General features: G+C 37.4%; 22 protein-coding genes. 18 read left to right on the top strand and 4 right to left on the bottom strand.

Annotation, left to right across the window (positions count from 1 at the left end):
- The first annotated feature begins 7 nt into the window (after positions 1-7).
- The 3 genes from RRV45_RS12445 (at position 8) to RRV45_RS12435 (ending at position 3,151) form a co-directional block, all read left to right on the top strand.
- Positions 8-856 (top strand): GNAT family N-acetyltransferase, encoded by an 849-nt coding sequence (locus tag RRV45_RS12445; RefSeq protein ID WP_410489292.1) that lies wholly within the window; start codon positions 8-10, stop codon positions 854-856.
- Positions 857-871: 15 nt separating this feature from the next.
- Positions 872-1,978, top strand: coding sequence for an o-succinylbenzoate synthase (menC, locus tag RRV45_RS12440; protein WP_315665010.1), 1,107 nt, complete (start codon positions 872-874; stop codon positions 1,976-1,978).
- 93 nt (positions 1,979-2,071) lie between these two features.
- A complete protein-coding gene (locus RRV45_RS12435; RefSeq protein WP_315665009.1) occupies positions 2,072-3,151 on the top strand; it encodes a YkvI family membrane protein in 1,080 nt (359 codons plus the stop codon).
- Between the two features lie 78 nt (positions 3,152-3,229).
- On the opposite strand, the gene RRV45_RS12430 is transcribed toward RRV45_RS12435, so the two are convergent.
- Complete coding sequence (locus tag RRV45_RS12430; RefSeq protein ID WP_315665008.1) at positions 3,230-3,451, bottom strand: hypothetical protein; 222 nt, start codon at positions 3,449-3,451, stop codon at positions 3,230-3,232.
- A 159-nt stretch (positions 3,452-3,610) separates the two neighbouring features.
- Between RRV45_RS12430 and RRV45_RS12425 the strand changes: the two genes are divergently transcribed.
- The 10 genes from RRV45_RS12425 (at position 3,611) to RRV45_RS12385 (ending at position 10,458) form a co-directional block, all read left to right on the top strand.
- A complete protein-coding gene (locus tag RRV45_RS12425) occupies positions 3,611-3,805 on the top strand; it encodes an IDEAL domain-containing protein (protein ID WP_315665007.1) in 195 nt (64 codons plus the stop codon).
- A 457-nt stretch (positions 3,806-4,262) separates the two neighbouring features.
- The gene (locus tag RRV45_RS12420; protein ID WP_315665006.1) at positions 4,263-5,111 is read left to right on the top strand and encodes a nuclease-related domain-containing protein; all 849 of its coding nucleotides are present in this window, start codon (positions 4,263-4,265) and stop codon (positions 5,109-5,111) included.
- 175 nt (positions 5,112-5,286) lie between these two features.
- Positions 5,287-5,460 (top strand): hypothetical protein, encoded by a 174-nt coding sequence (locus tag RRV45_RS12415; RefSeq protein WP_315665005.1) that lies wholly within the window; start codon positions 5,287-5,289, stop codon positions 5,458-5,460.
- Between the two features lie 25 nt (positions 5,461-5,485).
- The gene (locus RRV45_RS12410; RefSeq protein WP_315665004.1) at positions 5,486-6,856 is read left to right on the top strand and encodes an aldehyde dehydrogenase; all 1,371 of its coding nucleotides are present in this window, start codon (positions 5,486-5,488) and stop codon (positions 6,854-6,856) included.
- 93 nt (positions 6,857-6,949) lie between these two features.
- A complete protein-coding gene (locus tag RRV45_RS12405; RefSeq protein ID WP_315665003.1) occupies positions 6,950-7,942 on the top strand; it encodes an amidase in 993 nt (330 codons plus the stop codon).
- A gap of 99 nt (positions 7,943-8,041) precedes the next feature.
- On the top strand, positions 8,042-8,461 hold the full coding sequence (locus RRV45_RS12400; protein WP_315665002.1) for an amidase family protein: 420 nt from the start codon (positions 8,042-8,044) through the stop codon (positions 8,459-8,461).
- A 121-nt stretch (positions 8,462-8,582) separates the two neighbouring features.
- Positions 8,583-8,816 (top strand): hypothetical protein, encoded by a 234-nt coding sequence (locus RRV45_RS12395; protein WP_315665001.1) that lies wholly within the window; start codon positions 8,583-8,585, stop codon positions 8,814-8,816.
- 37 nt (positions 8,817-8,853) lie between these two features.
- A complete protein-coding gene (locus RRV45_RS22115) occupies positions 8,854-9,147 on the top strand; it encodes a DUF2085 domain-containing protein (RefSeq protein WP_410489379.1) in 294 nt (97 codons plus the stop codon).
- A 128-nt stretch (positions 9,148-9,275) separates the two neighbouring features.
- Entirely contained in the window at positions 9,276-10,010 is a 735-nt protein-coding gene (locus RRV45_RS12390; RefSeq protein ID WP_315665000.1) for a sulfite exporter TauE/SafE family protein, read from the top strand.
- A gap of 52 nt (positions 10,011-10,062) precedes the next feature.
- Positions 10,063-10,458 carry a (deoxy)nucleoside triphosphate pyrophosphohydrolase gene (locus tag RRV45_RS12385; protein ID WP_315664999.1) on the top strand — a complete coding sequence of 132 codons (396 nt, stop codon included), beginning with the start codon at positions 10,063-10,065 and terminating at the stop codon, positions 10,456-10,458.
- Positions 10,459-10,883: 425 nt separating this feature from the next.
- Here the strand turns inward: RRV45_RS12385 and RRV45_RS12380 are convergent, their stop codons facing one another.
- The gene (locus RRV45_RS12380; protein ID WP_315664998.1) at positions 10,884-11,654 is read right to left on the bottom strand and encodes a S1C family serine protease; all 771 of its coding nucleotides are present in this window, start codon (positions 11,652-11,654) and stop codon (positions 10,884-10,886) included.
- A gap of 424 nt (positions 11,655-12,078) precedes the next feature.
- On the bottom strand, positions 12,079-13,461 hold the full coding sequence (locus RRV45_RS12375; protein WP_315664997.1) for an aspartate aminotransferase family protein: 1,383 nt from the start codon (positions 13,459-13,461) through the stop codon (positions 12,079-12,081).
- Positions 13,462-13,673: 212 nt separating this feature from the next.
- On the opposite strand from RRV45_RS12375, the gene glnH reads away from it, so the two are divergent.
- From glnH to RRV45_RS12350, 5 genes are all read left to right on the top strand, one after another.
- The gene (gene glnH, locus RRV45_RS12370; RefSeq protein ID WP_315664996.1) at positions 13,674-14,480 is read left to right on the top strand and encodes a glutamine ABC transporter substrate-binding protein GlnH; all 807 of its coding nucleotides are present in this window, start codon (positions 13,674-13,676) and stop codon (positions 14,478-14,480) included.
- Positions 14,481-14,542: 62 nt separating this feature from the next.
- Positions 14,543-15,211, top strand: a complete 669-nt coding sequence (locus tag RRV45_RS12365) for an ABC transporter permease subunit (protein ID WP_315664995.1) — start codon at positions 14,543-14,545, stop codon at positions 15,209-15,211.
- Entirely contained in the window at positions 15,211-15,933 is a 723-nt protein-coding gene (locus RRV45_RS12360) for an amino acid ABC transporter ATP-binding protein (protein ID WP_315669026.1), read from the top strand. The genes RRV45_RS12365 and RRV45_RS12360 overlap by 1 nt, the downstream gene beginning before the upstream one ends.
- 33 nt (positions 15,934-15,966) lie before the next feature.
- Positions 15,967-16,746, top strand: a complete 780-nt coding sequence (locus RRV45_RS12355) for a nitrilase-related carbon-nitrogen hydrolase (RefSeq protein ID WP_315664994.1) — start codon at positions 15,967-15,969, stop codon at positions 16,744-16,746.
- Positions 16,747-16,782: 36 nt separating this feature from the next.
- Positions 16,783-17,658: a MurR/RpiR family transcriptional regulator gene (locus RRV45_RS12350; protein ID WP_315664993.1), complete on the top strand. Its 876-nt coding sequence runs from the start codon at positions 16,783-16,785 to the stop codon at positions 17,656-17,658.
- A 385-nt stretch (positions 17,659-18,043) separates the two neighbouring features.
- On the opposite strand, the gene RRV45_RS12345 is transcribed toward RRV45_RS12350, so the two are convergent.
- A complete protein-coding gene (locus tag RRV45_RS12345; protein WP_315664992.1) occupies positions 18,044-19,366 on the bottom strand; it encodes an alkaline phosphatase in 1,323 nt (440 codons plus the stop codon).
- Between the last annotated feature and the right edge of the window lie 790 nt (positions 19,367-20,156).

The following is a 20,156-nucleotide window of genomic DNA, read 5'->3' as shown; positions in this document are numbered from 1 at the left end:
GAGGGTGATGAACTTGATTGGAAATTTTGAAATACGAACTTTACACACCAGCAGTGAAATGAAACTTGTTCAGAAGCTAGAAGAAGAAGTTTGGAAAATGAGTGCCATTCCCATTCACCAAACGGTTACGGCTGCAAAAAATGGCGGCATTATGTTAGGGGCTTTCCATCAAGAGAAACTAGTTGGATTCAGCTACGGATTTACTGGCTTTGAACAAAATCAAATTTATCTCTGCTCTCATATGCTCGGAATCCACCCTGAGTATCAGGAAAAAGGGATTGGTGCAAAGTTAAAAGAGGCACAAAAAAGAGTGGCTGCCGAAATGGGATACGAATTGATCATTTGGACGTTCGACCCGCTTGAAAGCAGGAATGCCTACCTAAATATGAATAAGCTTCGCGGCATCTGTTGCACCTATATCGAAAATTGCTACGGTGAAATGGAAGACGGACTGAATAGCGGACTGCCATCTGATCGATTTAAAATTGATTGGTGGATTAATAGTGAGCATGTCGCAGACAGTCAAAGTTTGAATGAGGTGCAGTCTAAAGAAGGTATCCATCTGATCAGCTGGGAGACAACTAGCAATGAACTGCCAAAATTAGGTGATATCGATCAAGTACATCCAACTTTAGCTAATGTCGATCAACCGCTGTTTGTACCTGTACCTGCAAACTTTCAAGAGTTGAAAAAAACAGACCATGAGCTTGCAATTGACTGGCGCTCAAAGACAAGGAAGATTTTTCAGCAGCTCTTTGAAGCGGGTTATGCGGTAGTGGCTCTGCAAAAAACGACAAATGAGCCAGTTCATTATTATGTATTAACAAAGCTTCAAACACTAAGTATTAAAAAGTAGGAAGGCGGATCACCCATGAAATTAAAAGAAGTAACATTGCGTCATTTAAAGATGAGAATGAAATCTCCATTCACAACAAGCTTCGGAACGATGCAGGACCGGGATTTTATCTTGCTTGAAGCAAAGGATGAAAATGGAAATAGCGGCTGGGGCGAGTCTGTTGCCTTCCATTCGCCTTGGTATAATGAGGAAACATTACAAACGAATTGGCATATGCTTGAGGATTTTCTAATTCCGGGCTTGTTAAATAAAGATATCAAACATCCTGATGAGGTTTCAGAGATTTTTTCTTATATACGTAAGAACAACATGGCAAAATCTACCCTTGAGGGAGCCGTTTGGGATCTTTATACTCAAGAAAAAGGAATTTCTCTTGCAAAAGCACTTGGCGGAGAAAAGTCAAAAATTGAAGTTGGCATCAGTATTGGTATTCAAAACACGGTTGATGACCTCCTGAAATTAATAGATGAGTATGTGACTGAAGGCTATAAACGGATGAAAGTAAAAATTAAGCCAGGCTGGGATGTTGACGTTATGAGGGAAGTTAGAAAGCATTTCCCGAATGTTCCGTTAATGGCTGATGCTAACTCAGCATACCGCTTAGAAGATATTGATCGCTTACGTGCCTTGGATGAATTTGATCTAATGATGATTGAACAGCCATTGGCATCTGATGATATTATCGACCATGCTACACTGCAAAAACAAATCAGCACGCCTGTTTGCTTAGACGAAAGTATTCATTCCTATGAAGATACTCGTAAAGCCATTGAACTAGGAAGCTGCAAAATTATAAATATTAAAATTGGCCGTGTTGGAGGTTTGACAGAGTCAAAACGAATCCATGACCTATGTAAGCACCACGATATTCCTGTTTGGTGTGGCGGGATGCTTGAATCAGGAATTGGAAGAGCACATAATATTGCACTCACAACTCTAGATAATTTCATACTGCCAGGAGATACAGCTGGATCTTCACGCTATTGGGACAAGGATATCATTGATCCTGAAGTAATTGTAAAGGATGGCTATATTACAGTTCCTGATACACCTGGAATCGGGTATGAACCAAACCGTGAAACGATTAAAGAATTTACAGTCAGTGAAAAAACCTTTTCTTAAGTGATTTTACAAAGGATATGAAGGGAAATGGGAGGTCCTTCAGCTCCTTTCAAAATAATTTGACAAAAAATTCAGCAATAACAGGGGGCCTTTATGAAAAAGAGCATTCAAATAGCAGGGGCATACATTGGTACAATTGTTGGAGCCGGTTTCGCATCAGGCCAAGAGGTTTTACAATTCTTTACAAGCTTTGGATTGATTGGGTTTGCCGGGGCAGCCGTAGCCACGCTGCTATTTGCATTTTTGGGAATGCAAATTACACAAATTGGAAGCCGTTTGCAAACACATTCACATAAGGATGTAGTCTATAGCATTTGCGGAAAATATCTTGGGATCGCGGTTGATGTAGTTATCACTTTCTTCTTATTTGGTGTTGCTGTCATCATGTTCGCGGGAGCAGGTTCGACTTTCGAGCAGCAATTCGGTATTCCAAGTGCAGTTGGAAGCTTTATTATGGTTGCTTTAACTATTCTTACTTGTTTATTTAACGTTGAAAAGGTTATTAATATTATTGGAAGTATTACACCGGTTTTAATTGCTTTAGTACTTGCTATTGCAGCATATGCATTAATTACAATGGATACTAGCTTTGCAGAACTTCAGCACCTAGCCGAAGGACAAAAATCAGCTGCATCTAACTGGTTTGTATCAGGTCTATTATATGTTTCGTTCAACATCGTTTGCGCTATCCCGATGCTTGCAGTTATGGGTGGGACGACTAAGGATGATAAGGTTGCTGGAATAGGCGGAATTCTTGGAGGTTTAGGTTTAGGATTGATGCTTATCTTAATTAACGTTGGAATGTATACAAGATTAGATGCTGTAGGAACACTTGATATTCCAATGCTTTACTTAGCAAATGAAATTTCTCCTGTTGTAGGAATCGTTATGTCCATTGTTCTTTTAGCGATGATTTTCAATACAGCAGTCGGAATGTTATATGGATTCTCCGTTCGTGTAATGAAGCCAGGCACGCCTAAGTTTAAAGGCTTTGTTATAGCAATCGGATTAGCGGGATTTGCTGCAAGCTTCGTAGGATTTACTAAACTAGTTGGAACATTATATCCAATTACTGGTTACCTTGGACTTGCCTTGATTGCCGCGGTTATTGTTGCTTGGGTACGAGGAAAAAGAAACAACAATAATCAGCAAGCAGAAAAGATCGCTTCTTAATAAGCAGAACCCTTTGTGATTACGATAATAAACGTAATCTCAAAGGGTTTTTTCTTTTCTAGACTTATGTGCAAATAGCTAAGATGTTTTTTTCTGGTGATCACTTTTTTCAATGAGTGATCCTTTTTTAATCCAATATTGGAAGCTGTCCAATGGAAAGACCCCTCTGCAATCAGGGTTATACATTTGCACAACGATACTTCCTGGGTTTACCTCTATAATCTTTAATGATTCCGACTTAGCAAGATTGGGGATAAAACAGCTTTTCATTTCAAATTCCATATTATTGTATAAATTCATTCTACACACTTCCTTAAAAGTTGTTGAAGCCGTTCCATCCTTATATTACCCAATGGATTCCTACTTATCCAGTAATTGGACAGATTTGTCTCGAAAAAATAGATTGAATTATCTAATAATTACTGCTAAAATAGAAAAAAGGTCAAGGAGTTGGTTACAATGGAAAAACATTTATTGAATTCACCTCAACAACACGAAGAGAAAATGGATGAAATTCTTGCAGAGCAATTTTTAAACAACACCTTGCTGACATTTCGAAGAGAACGGCTCAAATTGGAAATTGATAAAACGTTAACTGATCGGGACAAAAAAGAATTCATGCGCTTAACGGAAGAATTAAAGAGCATTTCATAGAGTATACTTGAGGCTGCTATCTAGACGATAAGCAGCCTTCATTTATTGAAGGAGTAGATATTTGTGAGTGAATTACCGATCTTTATTACAAAAGAGGCAGCTGGGAAGCTAAGGGAAATGGTTGAAGGTCAATCTGTTCGGTTGAAAGCCTATCCAACAGGTGAGTGCTGAGGAAATGTCGAGTTTAAATTGTTCCTGGATGGGGCAGTTGATACAGATATTCAAAATTTGATTGATGATATTCCTTTTGTGATGGACCGGCATTCGGCGGTTTTTATTTTTAAGGTATTATGTATCTCTTATGAAAAAAACAATGAATTTGTTGTTGTTGATCGACAGATATATTAAGCTTTTGAGGGATAGGCTAAATTATTTTATAAAGGATTTGAGAGTTATTATTACAAAAATAAGAAATAAACCAGATGAATTAAAGTTGTTAAAATGCCTGAGATCAAGGATGGATCTATCAGATAAAGAACTGACCATCCTTACTAATCTCGAAAAGGGCTATGCAGGAGAGCTGCTTTTCGACAGCTGGGTAGAAGGGCTTTCAAATGATTGGATTATTTTAAATGATTTATTATTTGAATCCAACAATACTGAATTTCAAATTGACTCTTTATTGATTTCATCTGAGTCAATTTATCAGTTCGAAGTAAAAAATTTCGATGGTGATTTTTATATCGAAGACGATAAATGGTTTTCTCATTCGGGAAAAGAAATTAATAATCCATTGCTTCAGCTGGAACGTAGTGAATCCCTATTTCGAAGACTTCTTCTTGAATTCGGCGTCAAAACTCCAATTAAATCCTTCGTATGTTTCGTTAACCCCGAATTCCACTTATTCCAAGCCCCACGCTATCAGCCTATTATTTTTCCAACACAGCTTCCACGATTTATCCAAAAACTGCAAAAGAACCCTCCAACAATACAGAAAGCACCCATAAAGCTTGCAGAAAAATTGGTTGCTGCTCATCTAATTGAGTCACGACACAAGCGTGTTTATGAATATCAATTTGAGGAATTGAGGAAGGGAATTCGATGTAGTAAGTGCAATTCTTTTTTGGAAAACCTTAAAGCAGATCTATTCATTTGTAAAATTTGCGGTGAAACAGAACGAGTCAAATCTGCAATATTAAGAAATGTTGATGAATTTATTCTCCTATTTCCTCAAAAGAAAATTACAACTGGATTGATTCACGAATGGTGCAACGGGCTAAAGACCGAGAGAACCATTCGCAGAATCCTTCTTGAAAATCACAAATTAATTGGAAACCGGAAGAATAGCTATTTTATCAAACCGTAAATTGATAATAAATGAGAAAATCACAGATAAACGTCAATGTTATTGTGCCTATAACTATAGGAAAGCGAGAAACTATAACTTAATTATGTTTAAAGGACATGATGGAGAGGAATCTTGAAACCTATGTCCCTTAAAAGTGATTTAAAGGACATAGAAGAGGAGAAACAAGCAACCCATGTCCTTTAAAAGTGATTTATATCATGTTCGCATGGTATTGCAGGTTATTATGGAGAAGGATATTCTGACAATGGCGCAACGGGCGTATAAAGAGGCTAATCCTCTCTATCCAGTACCGAGAATACTCAGCAAAGAGGAAATCATTGAAATTTATTATATGATAAAAGAATAGACATAGATTAGTAGGAGGATATCCATTGAACCCTATTCGTGTGTTAATTGAAAAACAGAAGTCATTTTTCCAATTAGATAAGACTAAAGATGTCAACTTCCGAATTGAGGCATTAAAAACGTTAAGGAAAGCTATACAAAAATATGAAAGTGATCTCATGAAGGCACTAAAGGAGGATCTCAATAAATCAGAATTTGATGCCTATACAACTGAGATTGGAGTAATGCTTGAAGAAACAAAACATGCTATTCAACACTTGCAGTCATGGGCAAAGCCGGAAAAAGTGAAAACTCCCCTCACACATTTTGGTTCGAAAGGTTATATATACTCGGAACCCTATGGAGTCGCGTTAATTATTTCACCATGGAATTACCCTTTTCAGCTAGCCATTTCTCCATTAATCGGAGCCATTGCTGCGGGAAATTGTGCAATAATTAAGCCGTCCGAATTGACACCGAATACATCTGACTTATTAAGAAAGATTCTTTCTGAAATTTTTCCAGAAGAATATGTTTCTGTCGTTATAGGCGGAGTGGAGATGAGTGAGGCGCTGCTTAGTGAAAAGGTCGATAATATATTTTTTACAGGAAGTGTGCCTGTTGGGAAAATCATTATGAAGGCAGCAGCGAAGAATCTAACACCTTTGACATTAGAATTGGGTGGGAAGAGCCCTTGTATTGTGTATAAAGATGCAAATATCAAACTAGCGGCAAAACGAATAGCATGGGGGAAGTTTTTAAATGCTGGTCAAACCTGTATCGCCCCTGACTACTTATATGTTCATGAAGAGGTTAAAGCTGAATTCCTTAAGGAAATAAAGGCTGCCGTTATAGAATTATATGGTAACCAACCTTTGGAAAATCCAGATTTCACACGGATTGTAAACGAGAAGCATTTCCATAGACTCAGCGCCTTCCTAGACAATGGGAAAGTATTATTGGGTGGAAAAACAAACCGGGAAACCTTAACCATTGAACCAACCATTTTGACAAATATTTCTTGGTCAGATCCAATCATGCAGGATGAGATTTTTGGCCCAATTCTTCCCATTTTGAAGTTTAGTGACCTGTCGGAAGTGATAGAAGGCATTCAAAAATATCCGGACCCACTATCTCTATATTTATTTACTGAAAATAATCAAATTCAACAAGAAGTATTAAAACGTGTTTCATTTGGGGGCGGCTGCATTAATGATACAGTCTATCATTTTGCATCTCCCTATCTTCCATTTGGCGGAGTAAAAAGCAGCGGCATGGGTGCTTATCATGGAAAGGGAAGCTTCGATACTTTTTCACATAAAAAGAGCGTCCTAAAGCAAACGACACTATTCGATATTCCTTTCCGCTACCCGAATGTAAAGGACGGGTTAAAGAAGATTAAGATGTTTTTGAAATAGATGCAGGTTATTGCTAAGATGGCAAATGCTATTGTGCAGATAAATTATTGGGACGCGGGACCTGTGCCTTTGTCCCGGGCGGGGGCGAGTTGGATGTTAGGGTTCAATTATAGAGAATATGATGGGCTGGGTTTGGCAGAGCTGGTGAAGAAAAAAGAGTTGAAGCCGATTGAGTTGGTGGAGGAGTCGATTCGAACGATTGAATCCTTAAATCCGAAGATCAACGCGGTTATTCATAAAATGTATGAACAAGCTAGAAAAGAAGGGGACAGAGAATACTCCGGTTTGTTTGCGGGTGTTCCCATGCTGTTGAAGGATATTACTCAAGAAATTGAAGGGGAGCCGATTACTTCAGGTTCAAAGGTTTACGAAGGCTATCGTGCTGAAAAGGACTCGTTGTATGTATCGCAATTAAGAAATACAGGAGCCGTATTTATGGGCAGAACAAATATTCCTGAGTTTGCATTGGTAGCGGTAACCGAACCAAAGCACTATGGAGCCACACGGAATCCATGGAATGAGAACTATACTCCTGGCGGTTCGAGTGGCGGATCGAGTGCGGCAGTTGCTTCAGGTATGGTCCCTATTGCTGGTGCAAATGATGGGGGTGGATCTATTCGAATTCCAGCTGCTTATTGCGGGTTATTTGGGTTAAAGCCAACAAGGGGAAGAACTCCGGTTGGACCAAAGATGGGAAGGAGCTGGCAGGGAGCTTCAGTAGAACATGTATTAACCCGATCGGTTAGAGATAGTGCGGCTATGCTGGATGAGTTATCGATATTTGAAAAAGCTGCAGCTTTCCATGTTTCGCCATTTAGCGGGAAATATCTTCAAGCCGCACAAACACCTATAGAAAATAACCTTCGCATTGCGTTCTCGGTACAGTCACCGATTGGAACTATTGTACATGCAGACTGTAAAGAGGCAGTTTGGAAAACTGTAAAAGAATTAGAATCAATGGGACATAGTATCGAAGAAATCGATGCCCCAGTGGATGGAAAGAAAATCGCGAAAAGCTATTTAACTATGTATTTTGGCGAAACGGCCGCAACCATTTCTTCCCTTGAAGAAATCCTTGGAAGATAAGCGACTTTTCAAGATTTTGAACCTACCACATGGTTATTAGGACTGCTTGGTAAAGCTACCACTGCGGAAGAATTTGTCCTTAGTTTAAGAGAATGGGATTTGGCTGCATACAAAATGGAAGTCTTTCATGAAACTTATGATTTATATATAACACCAACTACAGCTTTTCCTCCAGCAAAAATTGGTGAGCTAGAACCGACTTCTTCTGAGAAACTACTAATTAGCACTGTTGGAAGACTGAACGCTGGTGGATTATTAAAAAAAGCAGGGATTGTTGATCAAATTGCTGAGAAAAACCTCATGCGTACACCTTTTACTCAGCTCGCAAATCTTACTGGACAGCCAGCTATGTCTATGCCTGTACACCTCACGAAGGATGGCTTGCCAGTAGGAGTACAGGTGATGGCAGCCCGAGGCAGAGAAGATTTACTGCTGCAAATGGCTGGGATGTTTGAACAAATGGAAATTTGGCAAGATGTACGGATAAATCCCATGTTTAATCAGAATACAACCTTTTAATAATAAGCCTATTATAGAACAAATGTTCCTATAAATCAAATATATTTGCACATAAAATCAAAGAATAATAAAATTATACTCATTGAAATGATGTGGCAAGACATAGGAAAAGGGGATGTCTATGTTTTTTCTAGTTTTATCCGCAATGATTGTTTCAATTATTGTTGGTACTGCCCTCATCATGGGTGGAAAAACGCTATTAGCTATCATAGCTTTTGTTGTAGGGGGCTTATTGTTATTGTTTATTCTCATTTACTATAGAAAAAGGAAAAACCGCAAAAAGAAGTTTGATTGTATGCCAGACTGTGATTGCGTGCCGGATCTAGATTGTGATTGCGGACCTGATTGCAATTAGTTTGAATAGATTATTATCGATCGTTCCTTGTCACCGGATGAAAGATAGATGTCTGACTATTAAAGGATACACATTCCCTTTGTGCACTAGATGCATGGGAATTTTGATTGGATATTTCCTTTTACCTATACTTATAATCAGCGATTTTAATTTATCTATATGGTTAGGTGTGTTGCTCAATATTCCGATGGTTGTCGATGGTTGGACTCAGAAAATGAAGTATCGGGAGAGTAATAATTTTTTTAGGGTTTCTACCGGATTATTATGTGGTTTTGGACAGAGTATTTTGATTGTAAGTGTAAGCTCGTTGATTATTTCTTTTTTCCTATAAGGTGATTCCCATTGAAACAATCAACTAAGGTTATTCTGATGATAAGTAAACCTTATTAACTTTCATAAATAACTTTAAATTTATTTATCACCAAAATACTACTATACTTAATACAGGGGTGGTAAATAGTGGAATATATTACTCTTTTTTTCATCGGAATTTGTGCTACCTCATTAGGAACGCTGGCTGGTGGTGGAGGATTAATCAGCCTGCCAGCAATGCTGATTATGGGTATACCTGTACATTCGGCTATTGGTGCAAATAAAGTATCAAATACCGTTAGTTCGTTTTCAAGCTTTTTCTACCTGCTAAAAAAGAAGGAAATATCCTTAAAGGAATCATATTGGATCATTCCAGTCAGTATTTGCGGCGGAATTACCGGGGGTTTTATTGCATCATGGATTTCAGGAAAAAATATGTATATTGTTGCGATTGTCCTCCTAATATTTGCATTTATAGTATCATTTTTAGGAAAAGGGAATTTTACCGGGGAGGAGTCTTTAAAATTTAACAAAATTAGTGCGCCAGGGCTTTACAGCATAGGAATATATGATGGTCTATTTGGCCCTGGTCAGGGGACATTGATGCTATATTTATTTGGCTATATAAATATCGCTTATATTCGTGCGGTTGGATTGGTCCGTCTTGCGACTTTTTCAAGTTGTTTTGGGGCAGCGATTACCTATGTTGCCACCGGAAAAGTCATCTGGCCGGTAACTTTGGCGTTGTTGTTAGGATCCATTACAGGTGCACAAATTGGAGTGCGAATAGCTCAAAAGCTAAAACCGCAACTTGTCAAACCAATTTTAAGAATGGTAACATTGGTTCTCATTGTACAAATATTTGTTGATAATGTACTTTAACTTAAGATCAGTAAGAAAGCATGATGTTGTATAGTGGGAGGATAGGCATGAAATGAAAAAGGATATTTTTGTTGTGGGTGCTGTAATCATTGATAAGGGAAAAATCTTGTGCGCACAAAGAGGCTCTAATAAAATTTTACCGTTCAAATGGGAATTTCCCGGCGGTAAGATAGAAGAAGGTGAATTGCCACAAGAGGCACTAAAACGAGAAATTAAGGAAGAAATGCAATGCCAAATTGAAATTGAAAAGCAAATCGCTCATACCGTATATGAGTATGATTTCGGAAATGCTCATTTAACAACCTTCAACTGTAAACTGATTGAAGGGGAGCCACGCCTTACTGAGCATTTGGCGATTAAATGGTTAGAATCAAATGAACTAATTTCCTTGGATTGGGCACCTGCAGATATTCCCACTGTCGAGAAATTAATAGAAATACAATTGTAAAAAAGAAGATTTAAGAAAATTGCTTCCAAGAAGAATTGTAATTAGCATTTTATTTAGGGAGACCAAATCACAATACTGATTTGGTCTATTAAGTTTAAGTAGCATCCGAAATAATAACGATCTTCTAGTCTATCCAAGCTTTGCGGACACCACTTCCGTTATTGGTTACAAAAAAGGTTAATTGCTTATGTTTGTGGACATAGGTTCCTCTATTTCGTAAAAAAGAAGTCATTACCTTGTGTTATTTTCGTATTAACGTACCCTGTGTTCGCTGAGTCCTTAAATTAGGGTTATTTGTAATGATAACGGATTACATGTCCTCAAAACAAATGCAACTTCGCAAGGATCCACGTTTAGGACGCAGTGTGTTCTAACAAAAGAGTGGATGGAAGCAGAAAGAAGCAATATTAATTTTGAATTCACCTTCAATACCCGTTAGGTAATTTCTTCAACACCTTCTCTATAGGAATGGCAAGACCTGTTTGATCTTTTACAGATATGGCGAAGACCACCCCAATAACATGACCTTCCGCACTAATGACAGGGCTGCCGCTGTTTCCATTAAATATCGATGCATTAAGCAAAAGAAGTCCATTTTTATCGGATCCCTCAAGTATTTCTCCATCAATGGCAATTTGCTTATGTAAGAGCGGGTTGCCAATCACATAAATTTGATCGGAAACGGTCCATGTATTAGGTTGACTTAAGTTAAGCGTGGGTAGGTTTTCCGCTTCAATTTGTAAAAAGGCTAGATCAATATCGGGGTCAGATTGTATAATAGCTGCTCGGAAAATTTCTCCGTTAGGGAATGTAACCGTTATTGGATACATATTATCGACCACATGGTGATTTGTAATAATTAACCCATTCCTAGATATATTAAATCCAGTTCCTTTGGAATGTTGGTCGTGCACGGTAACAACTGCTTCTTTATATTTCAGAATATCTTCCCGTTTAGATAGCTCTGCTGATTTCTGTAAAAAATTAATCGATGATAGATTAAATACTTGCGGCCAAATTTGGAGCAGGCTTACTATTAAAGCAATCGCTACACCGACTGTAACGGTCCTTTTTACAATTAAGTTTCGCTTTTTCTCCTTTTCTCGTAGCCATTCATCCTCTTCATTTGGTAAGAAGTCTTCCAATGGCGGTTCTTCATATCCATCTTCGCTTTCACCTTTATCATAATGATTCATTCTTCAAATCCTCTCATTATGTATTGTTGGAATTACTTTAAATCTACTATACAATTGCCAAAATAATTTTGCTAATAAAAAGGTAATTTGCCCGTATAAGTTCAAAAAGGGCGTACTAGGTAAAAGAGCGGTAGTTTTATTGCCCGTTCGAGGTCAAAAAGAGAGTACGCGGTAAAAGAGGAGAAGTTTAAGCTATGAAAATTGAGCAAGGGTGCCTGTCCCCGATACCGAGAGTAGGCATTTATTATTGAAAAGAAAACCCTTGATACCTCATTTAGTGTTATCAAGGGCTTAAAGTTCTACAAAAAGTTATAAATTCTCGTGTAAATTTATCTTAATTGAACTACAGCATTCTGAACTGAATGTACGTTGGTGTGAAAGAACGGGATTCAATCACTCAATCATACTCCATTAAATTATATATTTATATACATTTAGAGATTACTTTTTCATAAGCTTCCAGAGTCCTGTTAATTTCTTTATCACGGTGGACGGTAGCTATGCTGTATCTATTTAAGGGCTTCGTATAAATTCCCTCTGCTAATAAATAGAAGTCCATGTTTTTGCGCAGTTCAAAATTGGATTGTTGAAAGTCTCGGTAATTTAAAATCTGTTCTTTTTCCGTAATGACAACATTAAATATTGATCCTAAACCAACTGTTTGCACTTTAATTCCTTTATTGGAAAAAACTTCCATAATGCCATTCTTTAATTTTTCGGTCATCTCAAAAACATGATAAATTTCCTTTTCAAGAACTTGAATGGTTGCTAGACCTGCAGCTAGAATCGTAGGATGGCCATTATATGTTCCGCTGTGAAATAAAACGTCCTTTGCACTGGATTTTTTACTTTGACTGCTGTCGAATACATCTGAAGATGATGTTGGAGCACTAACCATCATTATCTCTTTTTTACCGCCTATAATGCCAACGGGGAACCCGCCACCTACAACCTTTCCGAGTGTTGTTATGTCAGGCTTAATACCATAAATTGATTGTGCTCCTCCTAAACCTAACCGGAAGCCGGTTTTCACCTCATCAAATATAAGCAAAATGCCTAAATCCTCGGTAATTTTACGCAAACCATTCATGAAAGATTGTTCAGCTGGAATAAATCCGCCTTGAATAGGCTCCAAAATGACAGCTGCAATTTCATCCTTCCCTTTCTTTAAAATTTCTGCTGTTGCTTCGAGATTATTAAAAGGAAGAACAATCGTATGTTCTTCATGATATGGGTCAACACCCTTTGACTCAATAATACTCTTCGGTTCATTTGCTGGACCAGCAGCATTCACAGGAGGATTTACACTAAGCAGGACTTGATCATAGCCCCCATGGTAATGGCCTTCAAACTTAGCAATCTTGTATTTGCCTGTATAGGCATAGGCCATCCGAATGGCAAGTAAAGTAGCTTCTGTACCAGAGTTTGTATATCGGACCATCTCCATACTTGGATATAGATGTTGAATTTTCTTGCCCATTTCAATTTCTAGTTCATGAGGTGTTCCAAATAAGAATGTCCCATTTTGCTCCATTTGTGTTTGGATTGCCTGGATGATTTGGTGATGTCCATGCCCTAGCATTAAGGCCCCATATGATAAGAGATAGTCGATATATTCATTTCCATCAATATCATATAGATAGGCACCTTTTGCCTTCTCCATAATGATTGGATAGGGAGCAAAGGATTTAATATTTGCTGTAACTCCACCAGGCATGACTTTGTGAGCTTCTTTTGCAAATTCTCTTGATTTTGGTGTTTTTTCCATAAATTCATCAACGGCACGACTTACATTTTCAATTTTCATTCTTATCCACCTCGATTTAGAAAATTAAATTTCTTTAATATAAAAATTTGAAATATACATTACATAATAATCTTTATATTTCATTTTGTGAAGTATGATTGATAAAAATATTTCTTATTTTTAAAAAAAATGAAATAATTATTGCATTTCAAGAAATTTTCAAATATTATTTAAATAATAACAATAATGAAAATAATAAGGGGGCTATTTTATTGAAGCGCTTACAAAAACTTGGATTTCTTATCCTACTATTAGTAATGATTGTTTTGACAGGCTGCGGTAATTCTGAGAAAGGGAATGAACCAGCCTCCGGTAATGCAAATGAAAAATTGAAAATAACTGTAGGAACAGACACGAGCTATGTTCCATTTGAATTCTTAGATGAGAAGACAGGGGAATATGCTGGATTTGATATTGATTTATTAGATGCAGTTGCAAAGGAAGCGGGAATTGAATATGAATTAAAGCCAATGGATTTCAATGGAATTATTCCTGCACTGCAAACAAAAAACTTAGACATGGCGATTGCAGGAATTACGATTAAAGATGAACGAAAAGAGATTATCGACTTTAGTCGACCATATTATGATGCGGGAACGCTGATCCTTGTGCAGGAAGGCAATAATGATATTAAAGGAATCGATGATTTGAAAGGAAAAACAGTTGCAACAAAACAAGGAACAGCTTCCTATGAATATGCGTCACAAATTCAAGGACTCAAAAATTTAGTACCATTCCCTAATATTGACCAGGCTTATATGGAACTAGAAAAAGGCTCCGCAGATGCAGTTATTTTTGATTCTCCAAATGTTCTTTACTACATAAAAACGAAAGGAGAAGGTAAGGTGGAGACGGCAGGTGATCTTTTGCAAGGACAGCAATTTGCAATTGCCTTCCCAAAGGGCAGTGAACTTCGTGAAAAGATCGATGTAGCTTTAAACACGGTTATGGAAAATGGGATATATGCAGAGTTATATAAGAAGTGGTTTGGTGAAGAACCAAAATCAATGCCAAAATAATTGGACTAGAAAAGGGGTGTAACAATTATTGTTACACCTTTCAAATTCAAGGAGGTTTTAGAATGGGAAACGGTTTTGATCTAGATTGGAGTGTTGCCATTAATGCTTTACCAGTATTAATGCAGGGAGTTAAATTTACTATATTCATAGCGATTGCAGGAATAGGTATTGGTTTTTTATTTGGGATTTTAACAGGGATTAGCCGTTTAGCGAAAAATAAAATTATCTATGGGATTGCTAGTATTTATGTGGAAGTTGTTCGCGGGACGCCAATTATGGTTCAAGCCCTATATATTTACTTTGCCATTCCAATGATTTTTGACACGAAAATTGACCCTTTAATTGCAGGGATTTTCACGATTGCAATTAATGCTGGTGCTTATATTGCAGAAATTGTTCGAGGGGCTATTCAATCGGTTGATAAAGGTCAAATTGAGGCAGGAAGATCTTTAGGCCTAAGTAAAGTTCAAACATTCTATTATGTTGTTTGGCCACAGGCCTTAAAAAGGATGATTCCACCTCTAGGAAATCAATTTATTATCAGTTTAAAGGACACTTCCTTATTGACCGTAATAGGCGTTGGAGAATTGACAAGACAAGGAACGATTGTTGTATCTTCTAATTTCCGTGCAGTTGAAATATATACAATTGTTGCTATATTGTATTTAATTATGACGCTAACAATTTCATTTGGCCTTCGTTTTATGGAAAGGAGGATGCAAATTCAATGATGATCCAAATAAATAATTTACATAAATCCTTTGGGTCCGTTGAGGTTTTAAAAGGGATTAATTGTTCCATTGACACAAGCGAAGTAGTATCCATTATTGGCCCATCCGGTTCTGGAAAAAGTACATTTCTCCGCTGTATGAATCGTCTGGAAGAAATAACAGATGGACAAATCATCATAGATGGTCAAGGCTTAACCGATCCAAAAACAGATATTAACAAGATTCGAAGTAAAGTAGGTATGGTGTTTCAAGGTTTTAATCTTTTTCCTCACATGACCGTTCTTGAAAATATCATGCTTGCCCCGATGAAAGTGAATAATGAAACGAAAGAATCTTCTTTGGAAAAAGGGATGGAGCTTCTGCAAAAAGTAGGAATGGCACATAAGGCGGATGAATATCCAGATAAGCTTTCGGGCGGTCAGAAGCAACGTGTAGCCATTGCTAGAGCGCTAGCAATGAACCCTAAAATCATGTTATTTGACGAGCCAACCTCAGCTCTAGATCCTGAACTTGTCGGTGAAGTTCTTGCGGTTATGAAGGACCTCGCGAAAGAAGGAATGACAATGGCGATTGTTACACACGAAATGGGATTTGCAAGAGAAGTATGTGATAGGGTTATTTTTATGGACGAGGGTATTATTATGGAAGAAGGTGCTCCTGAACAAATTTTCTCCAATCCGCAAAATGAAAGAACAAAATCATTTCTAAGAAAAGTATTATAAAAATAAGAATCTATAAAAGGAGAAGTGACATTCATGTATAAACTAGCAGCAATACAAATGCATTCCAAACCAAAAGAAAGAGAGACTAATATCCAAACATGTATTAAAATGGTTGAAGAGGCAGTAAATAAGGGTGCACAATTAGTGGTATTACCCGAACTTTGGTTAAGCGGATATTATCTTTCAAGAGAGGAATTTGAACTATTCGGGGAAGAACCTACAGGGAAAACGGTTTCTTTATTTAGGGAGTTAGCCAAAAAGTGGGGAATTGTAATGATAGTTCCTTATGTAGAAAAAGAACAAGATGATTTATATATTTCACAAGCCATTATTGAATCAAATGGAGATTTGCTTGTAAATTATCGTAAATCATTTTTATGGGGAAGAGAACAAGGAATTTTTACTCCTGGTGAACGGAAATATGAAGTCGTCAATACTTCTCTAGGTAAAATTGGAGTTCTAATATGTTATGATATTGAATTCCCAGAACCAAGCCGTATCCTAACATTACAAGGTGCAGAGCTTATTGTTGCGCCATCTGTTTGGAGTATTCCTGCTGAACCCAGATGGGATATTCAGCTTCCGGCAAGAGCATTAGATAATACTGTATATGTTCTTGGGGTAAACACAGTATATGAAGGAAGTTGCGGAAAGACTAAACTTGTAGCACCTGATGGGCATGTTTTATGTGAGGCTCCAAGAGACGAGCCGTATATTTTACTTCACGATATTGATTCATCATTAATTGATGAAACAAGAGTCAGAATTCCTTATTTAGAGGAATTCGATATGAAATTGGTTCCTGGAAGTTGATTCCTTTAAATTGATTGAAAAGGATTTGTGGAAGGTATGGACCATCATAATGTGTATCAGCGCATTGCTGAAAAAGTTCCGGAAATGAGTAAATCTCAAGAAAAAATTGCTTCATATATATTAGAGAACCCAAATACTGTGCCATTCTTTACTGTTTCTAAATTATCCAAAAAAGCTGGGGTTAGTGAGGCAACAGTTGTCCGATTCGCTGTTTTTCTTGGATATTCTGGCTATCCAGAGTTACAGCAAGATTTGCAGAACTCTGTTCAGAAGCAATTAACGACAACGGAAAGATTGAAAATGTCATCTGAAGTATACGAGGAAAAAGAACAGGTGATTTATGATATCTTTCAAGACGATATAGACAATATTAAATCAACTATGGAAAAATTAGACATCGATGCTTTTAGCAAGGCAGTAAATCTTATTCTTCAAGGGGAAAAAGTGTACATTTCAGCAAACCGAAGTGCTGCTTCACTGGGAGTTTTCTTGCAATACTATTTAAACATTATATTGGGAAATACAGAGTTACTTGGTTCTATTGAATCATTTTCAGATCGATTATACCAATTAAGCGAAAAAGATGTAGTTGTTGGAATTAGTTTTGCGCGATATTCTGTTGGGACCATCAATATGGTGAAATTTGCGAAGGAACAAGGCGCAACAACAATCGTCATAACAGATAATTTAAAGTCTCCATTAATTCCATATGCAGATATTTACTTAACTGCTTCCAGTCAAATGCCTTCTTTTCTTGATTCCTTTACAGCGCCTTTTAGCCTTATAAATGCATTGTTAGCAGTTATAGGAAGGGAACGGATGCAGGATGTTGAGGATCGGCTAGAAAAATTAGAAGAGGTATGGGGTAAATTTGGGATTTTTTATTTGAATGGGAAAGATAGTCAAAAATAAATACTAAGCCTTAATTTGAAACGAATAAAACAGCTGGAGAAAAATGACAAGTTTTTCTTTAGCTGTTTTTCATTTGATTATCCATCACCGTTTGAGATTGGGACGATGAAAACTTCGAATGTACCCGGACTAGGACCACTTGTATCGTATGGATAATGCACCAAAGCCAAATAATGTCTCTTAACATTTTATTGTTTTCTTTCCTTTTGATTTTATTCGAACTAGAATTTTTGGCCAACAAAGAAGGAATATGCGTAATTTGTCAGAGTAATTAATTGATCTGGAAAAAGATCTCAGTGAAAGTTAATTGTGCTGTGATTCTTCCACTTGAAAAAGGAGCTGTTTTTTCCACAGCTCCTTTCGGCGGAAGTATAAATTAAATTAATTATTTTCCTGGAGTAAACTTAATCTTCATAGCTTCTCCCATTAATACAGGCAGATCAGTATTCTCAAGCAACCCTCTAAATAATTCAGAGCCTGGTCCGAATGCATATAATGGAACATCTGTGCCTGTGTGTCCAGTGCTCGACCAACCCACTAATGCACGCTCAGAAATGATTTGATTTATCGCCATAGATGGACTTTTTGCTGTTTTAATTCTTTCTGCTTCAGCATCGGTTAAGTCAAGGTTTGTATTTTGTTTAATGATTTCTTTTACATTACTGCGATCTGCATTTAGTTTGCTTTCCATAAAATCACCGGTTGCAGAAACTTGACGTAATACCTCTAGTTTCGCATCGCCTTTTCCATATCCGCCGACTGACATGCCGCCAGTATCATGGTCGCCAGCAACGACTACTAATGTGTTGCCGTCTTTCTTTGCGAATTCAACGGCTTTTTCAACTGCCTTTTCAAACGCTTCACTGTCCTTCATTGCCCATGCAGCATCATTATCATGACCTGCCCAATCAATTTGGCTGCCTTCAACCATTAAGAAGAAACCGTCTTTATCTTTCTTAAGTACATCTAATGCTGTTTCAGTCATTTCTGCAAGGCTTGGTTGATCGGTCTCATCACGATCAAGCTCTGGTGCCATGCCATCTTCAGCGAAAAGCCCGATTAGCTTGTCTGATTTTTTCGCTTTAGTAAGCTCTTCTTTATTCGAGACGAAATCATAGCCATTCCCTTTTGCTTCATTTAATAAGGACTCTGGAAAATACTTTTTCCCGCCTCCAAGAAGTACATCAACACCATTTTCTAGTAGTTGAGGTGCGATGTCAGCTTCATTTGAACGTGAAGAAACGTGGGAAGCAAATACAGCAGGAGTTGCATGAGTAATTGTTGAAGTAGCTACTAGGCCAGATGATTTACCATTTTCTTCAGCTGCTTCAAGAATGGTTTTCAACTCTTTACCGTCTGGAGTTGTACTTATCATGCCATTATTTGTTTTAACACCAGTTGCCATGGATGTCCCAGCAGCTGCAGAGTCCGTTACCTCTGAATTTGCAGAATAGGTGCGATGCATTCCAACTAGCATTGAATCTAAAATTGATTCTTCACCCTTAAACAAGCGGTAGTTTGTTGCAAATGAAGCAGAATATCCATCTGGTACCATAAAAATAACATTTTTGGCTTTTCCATTATTTTGACCATAATTAGACTTTGCATCAGCCACTGGAGCCGAAAAACTACCAACAAGACTTCCAATTGCGATTGATGACACTACAGCAAACGGGATCAGTTTCTTTTTAATAGATTTCTTTTTCATTTAAAATCCCTCCTAAAGTGGTTTACAAATCTAATATAAACCTAGAATGTTGACTCACTTTTAAGAGGGGGTTAATAGTGGGTAAACGGGAAAAAACAGGAAAAAACTAGTGTTGGAATTTATGGAGTAGTGAATTTTTTCCATTTTCACACACATAATTACCTAGCAGTGAAATGGAAATTTAATAAATAATTCATGATCCATAAAACGAGGAAAATAATCAATACTTTTGAACTGTATATATTCTGTTGATAGATTTACAAGCTTGTAATAGTATTTACTCTTCGTTAGTAAAACGGGGGCCAATGGACCGGATTCATCTGGGGCGTACAGCACCTTCATACAAGCGTATGGACACGCTTGAGCTATCATTTCAGGAGGTTAAGGCACTGCAGATGAAAAAATTTACGTTATGAACGAACTTTTTGAGTCGGCTTTTCTATATTGAATTAGTATTAGGTACCCTCCAGGAAGCTGAGCATTCTCGATTATTTCACTATAATTAAAGTCTTTTTTAAATCTCAAAATTTATCGAACTCCCATTCCGCTATTTGCTAAAAATCCCCCTACTTTCGAATGTATAGGACCACAGTTCCGTAAACCGATGAAAATCTTGCGAATATCACCCTTTTGAACCTTGTTTACGGAACCTATGTCCGATAGGACTATGTAATAAGGCTATTTTTAAGAATTAGCGGAACCTCTGCAAATTTCCCTCCACCTGAAGTGCTTATATCTAACTTGGTATGCTTCTTCCAAGATCCTTTAACCATACCTAAAACTTTATAGA

It is taken from the genome of Bacillus sp. DTU_2020_1000418_1_SI_GHA_SEK_038, from assembly GCF_032341175.1.
Lineage (GTDB): Bacteria > Bacillota > Bacilli > Bacillales > Cytobacillaceae > Cytobacillus.
Note: the sequence above shows the minus strand (reverse complement) of the source record. Positions and strands in the feature narration are given on the sequence as shown.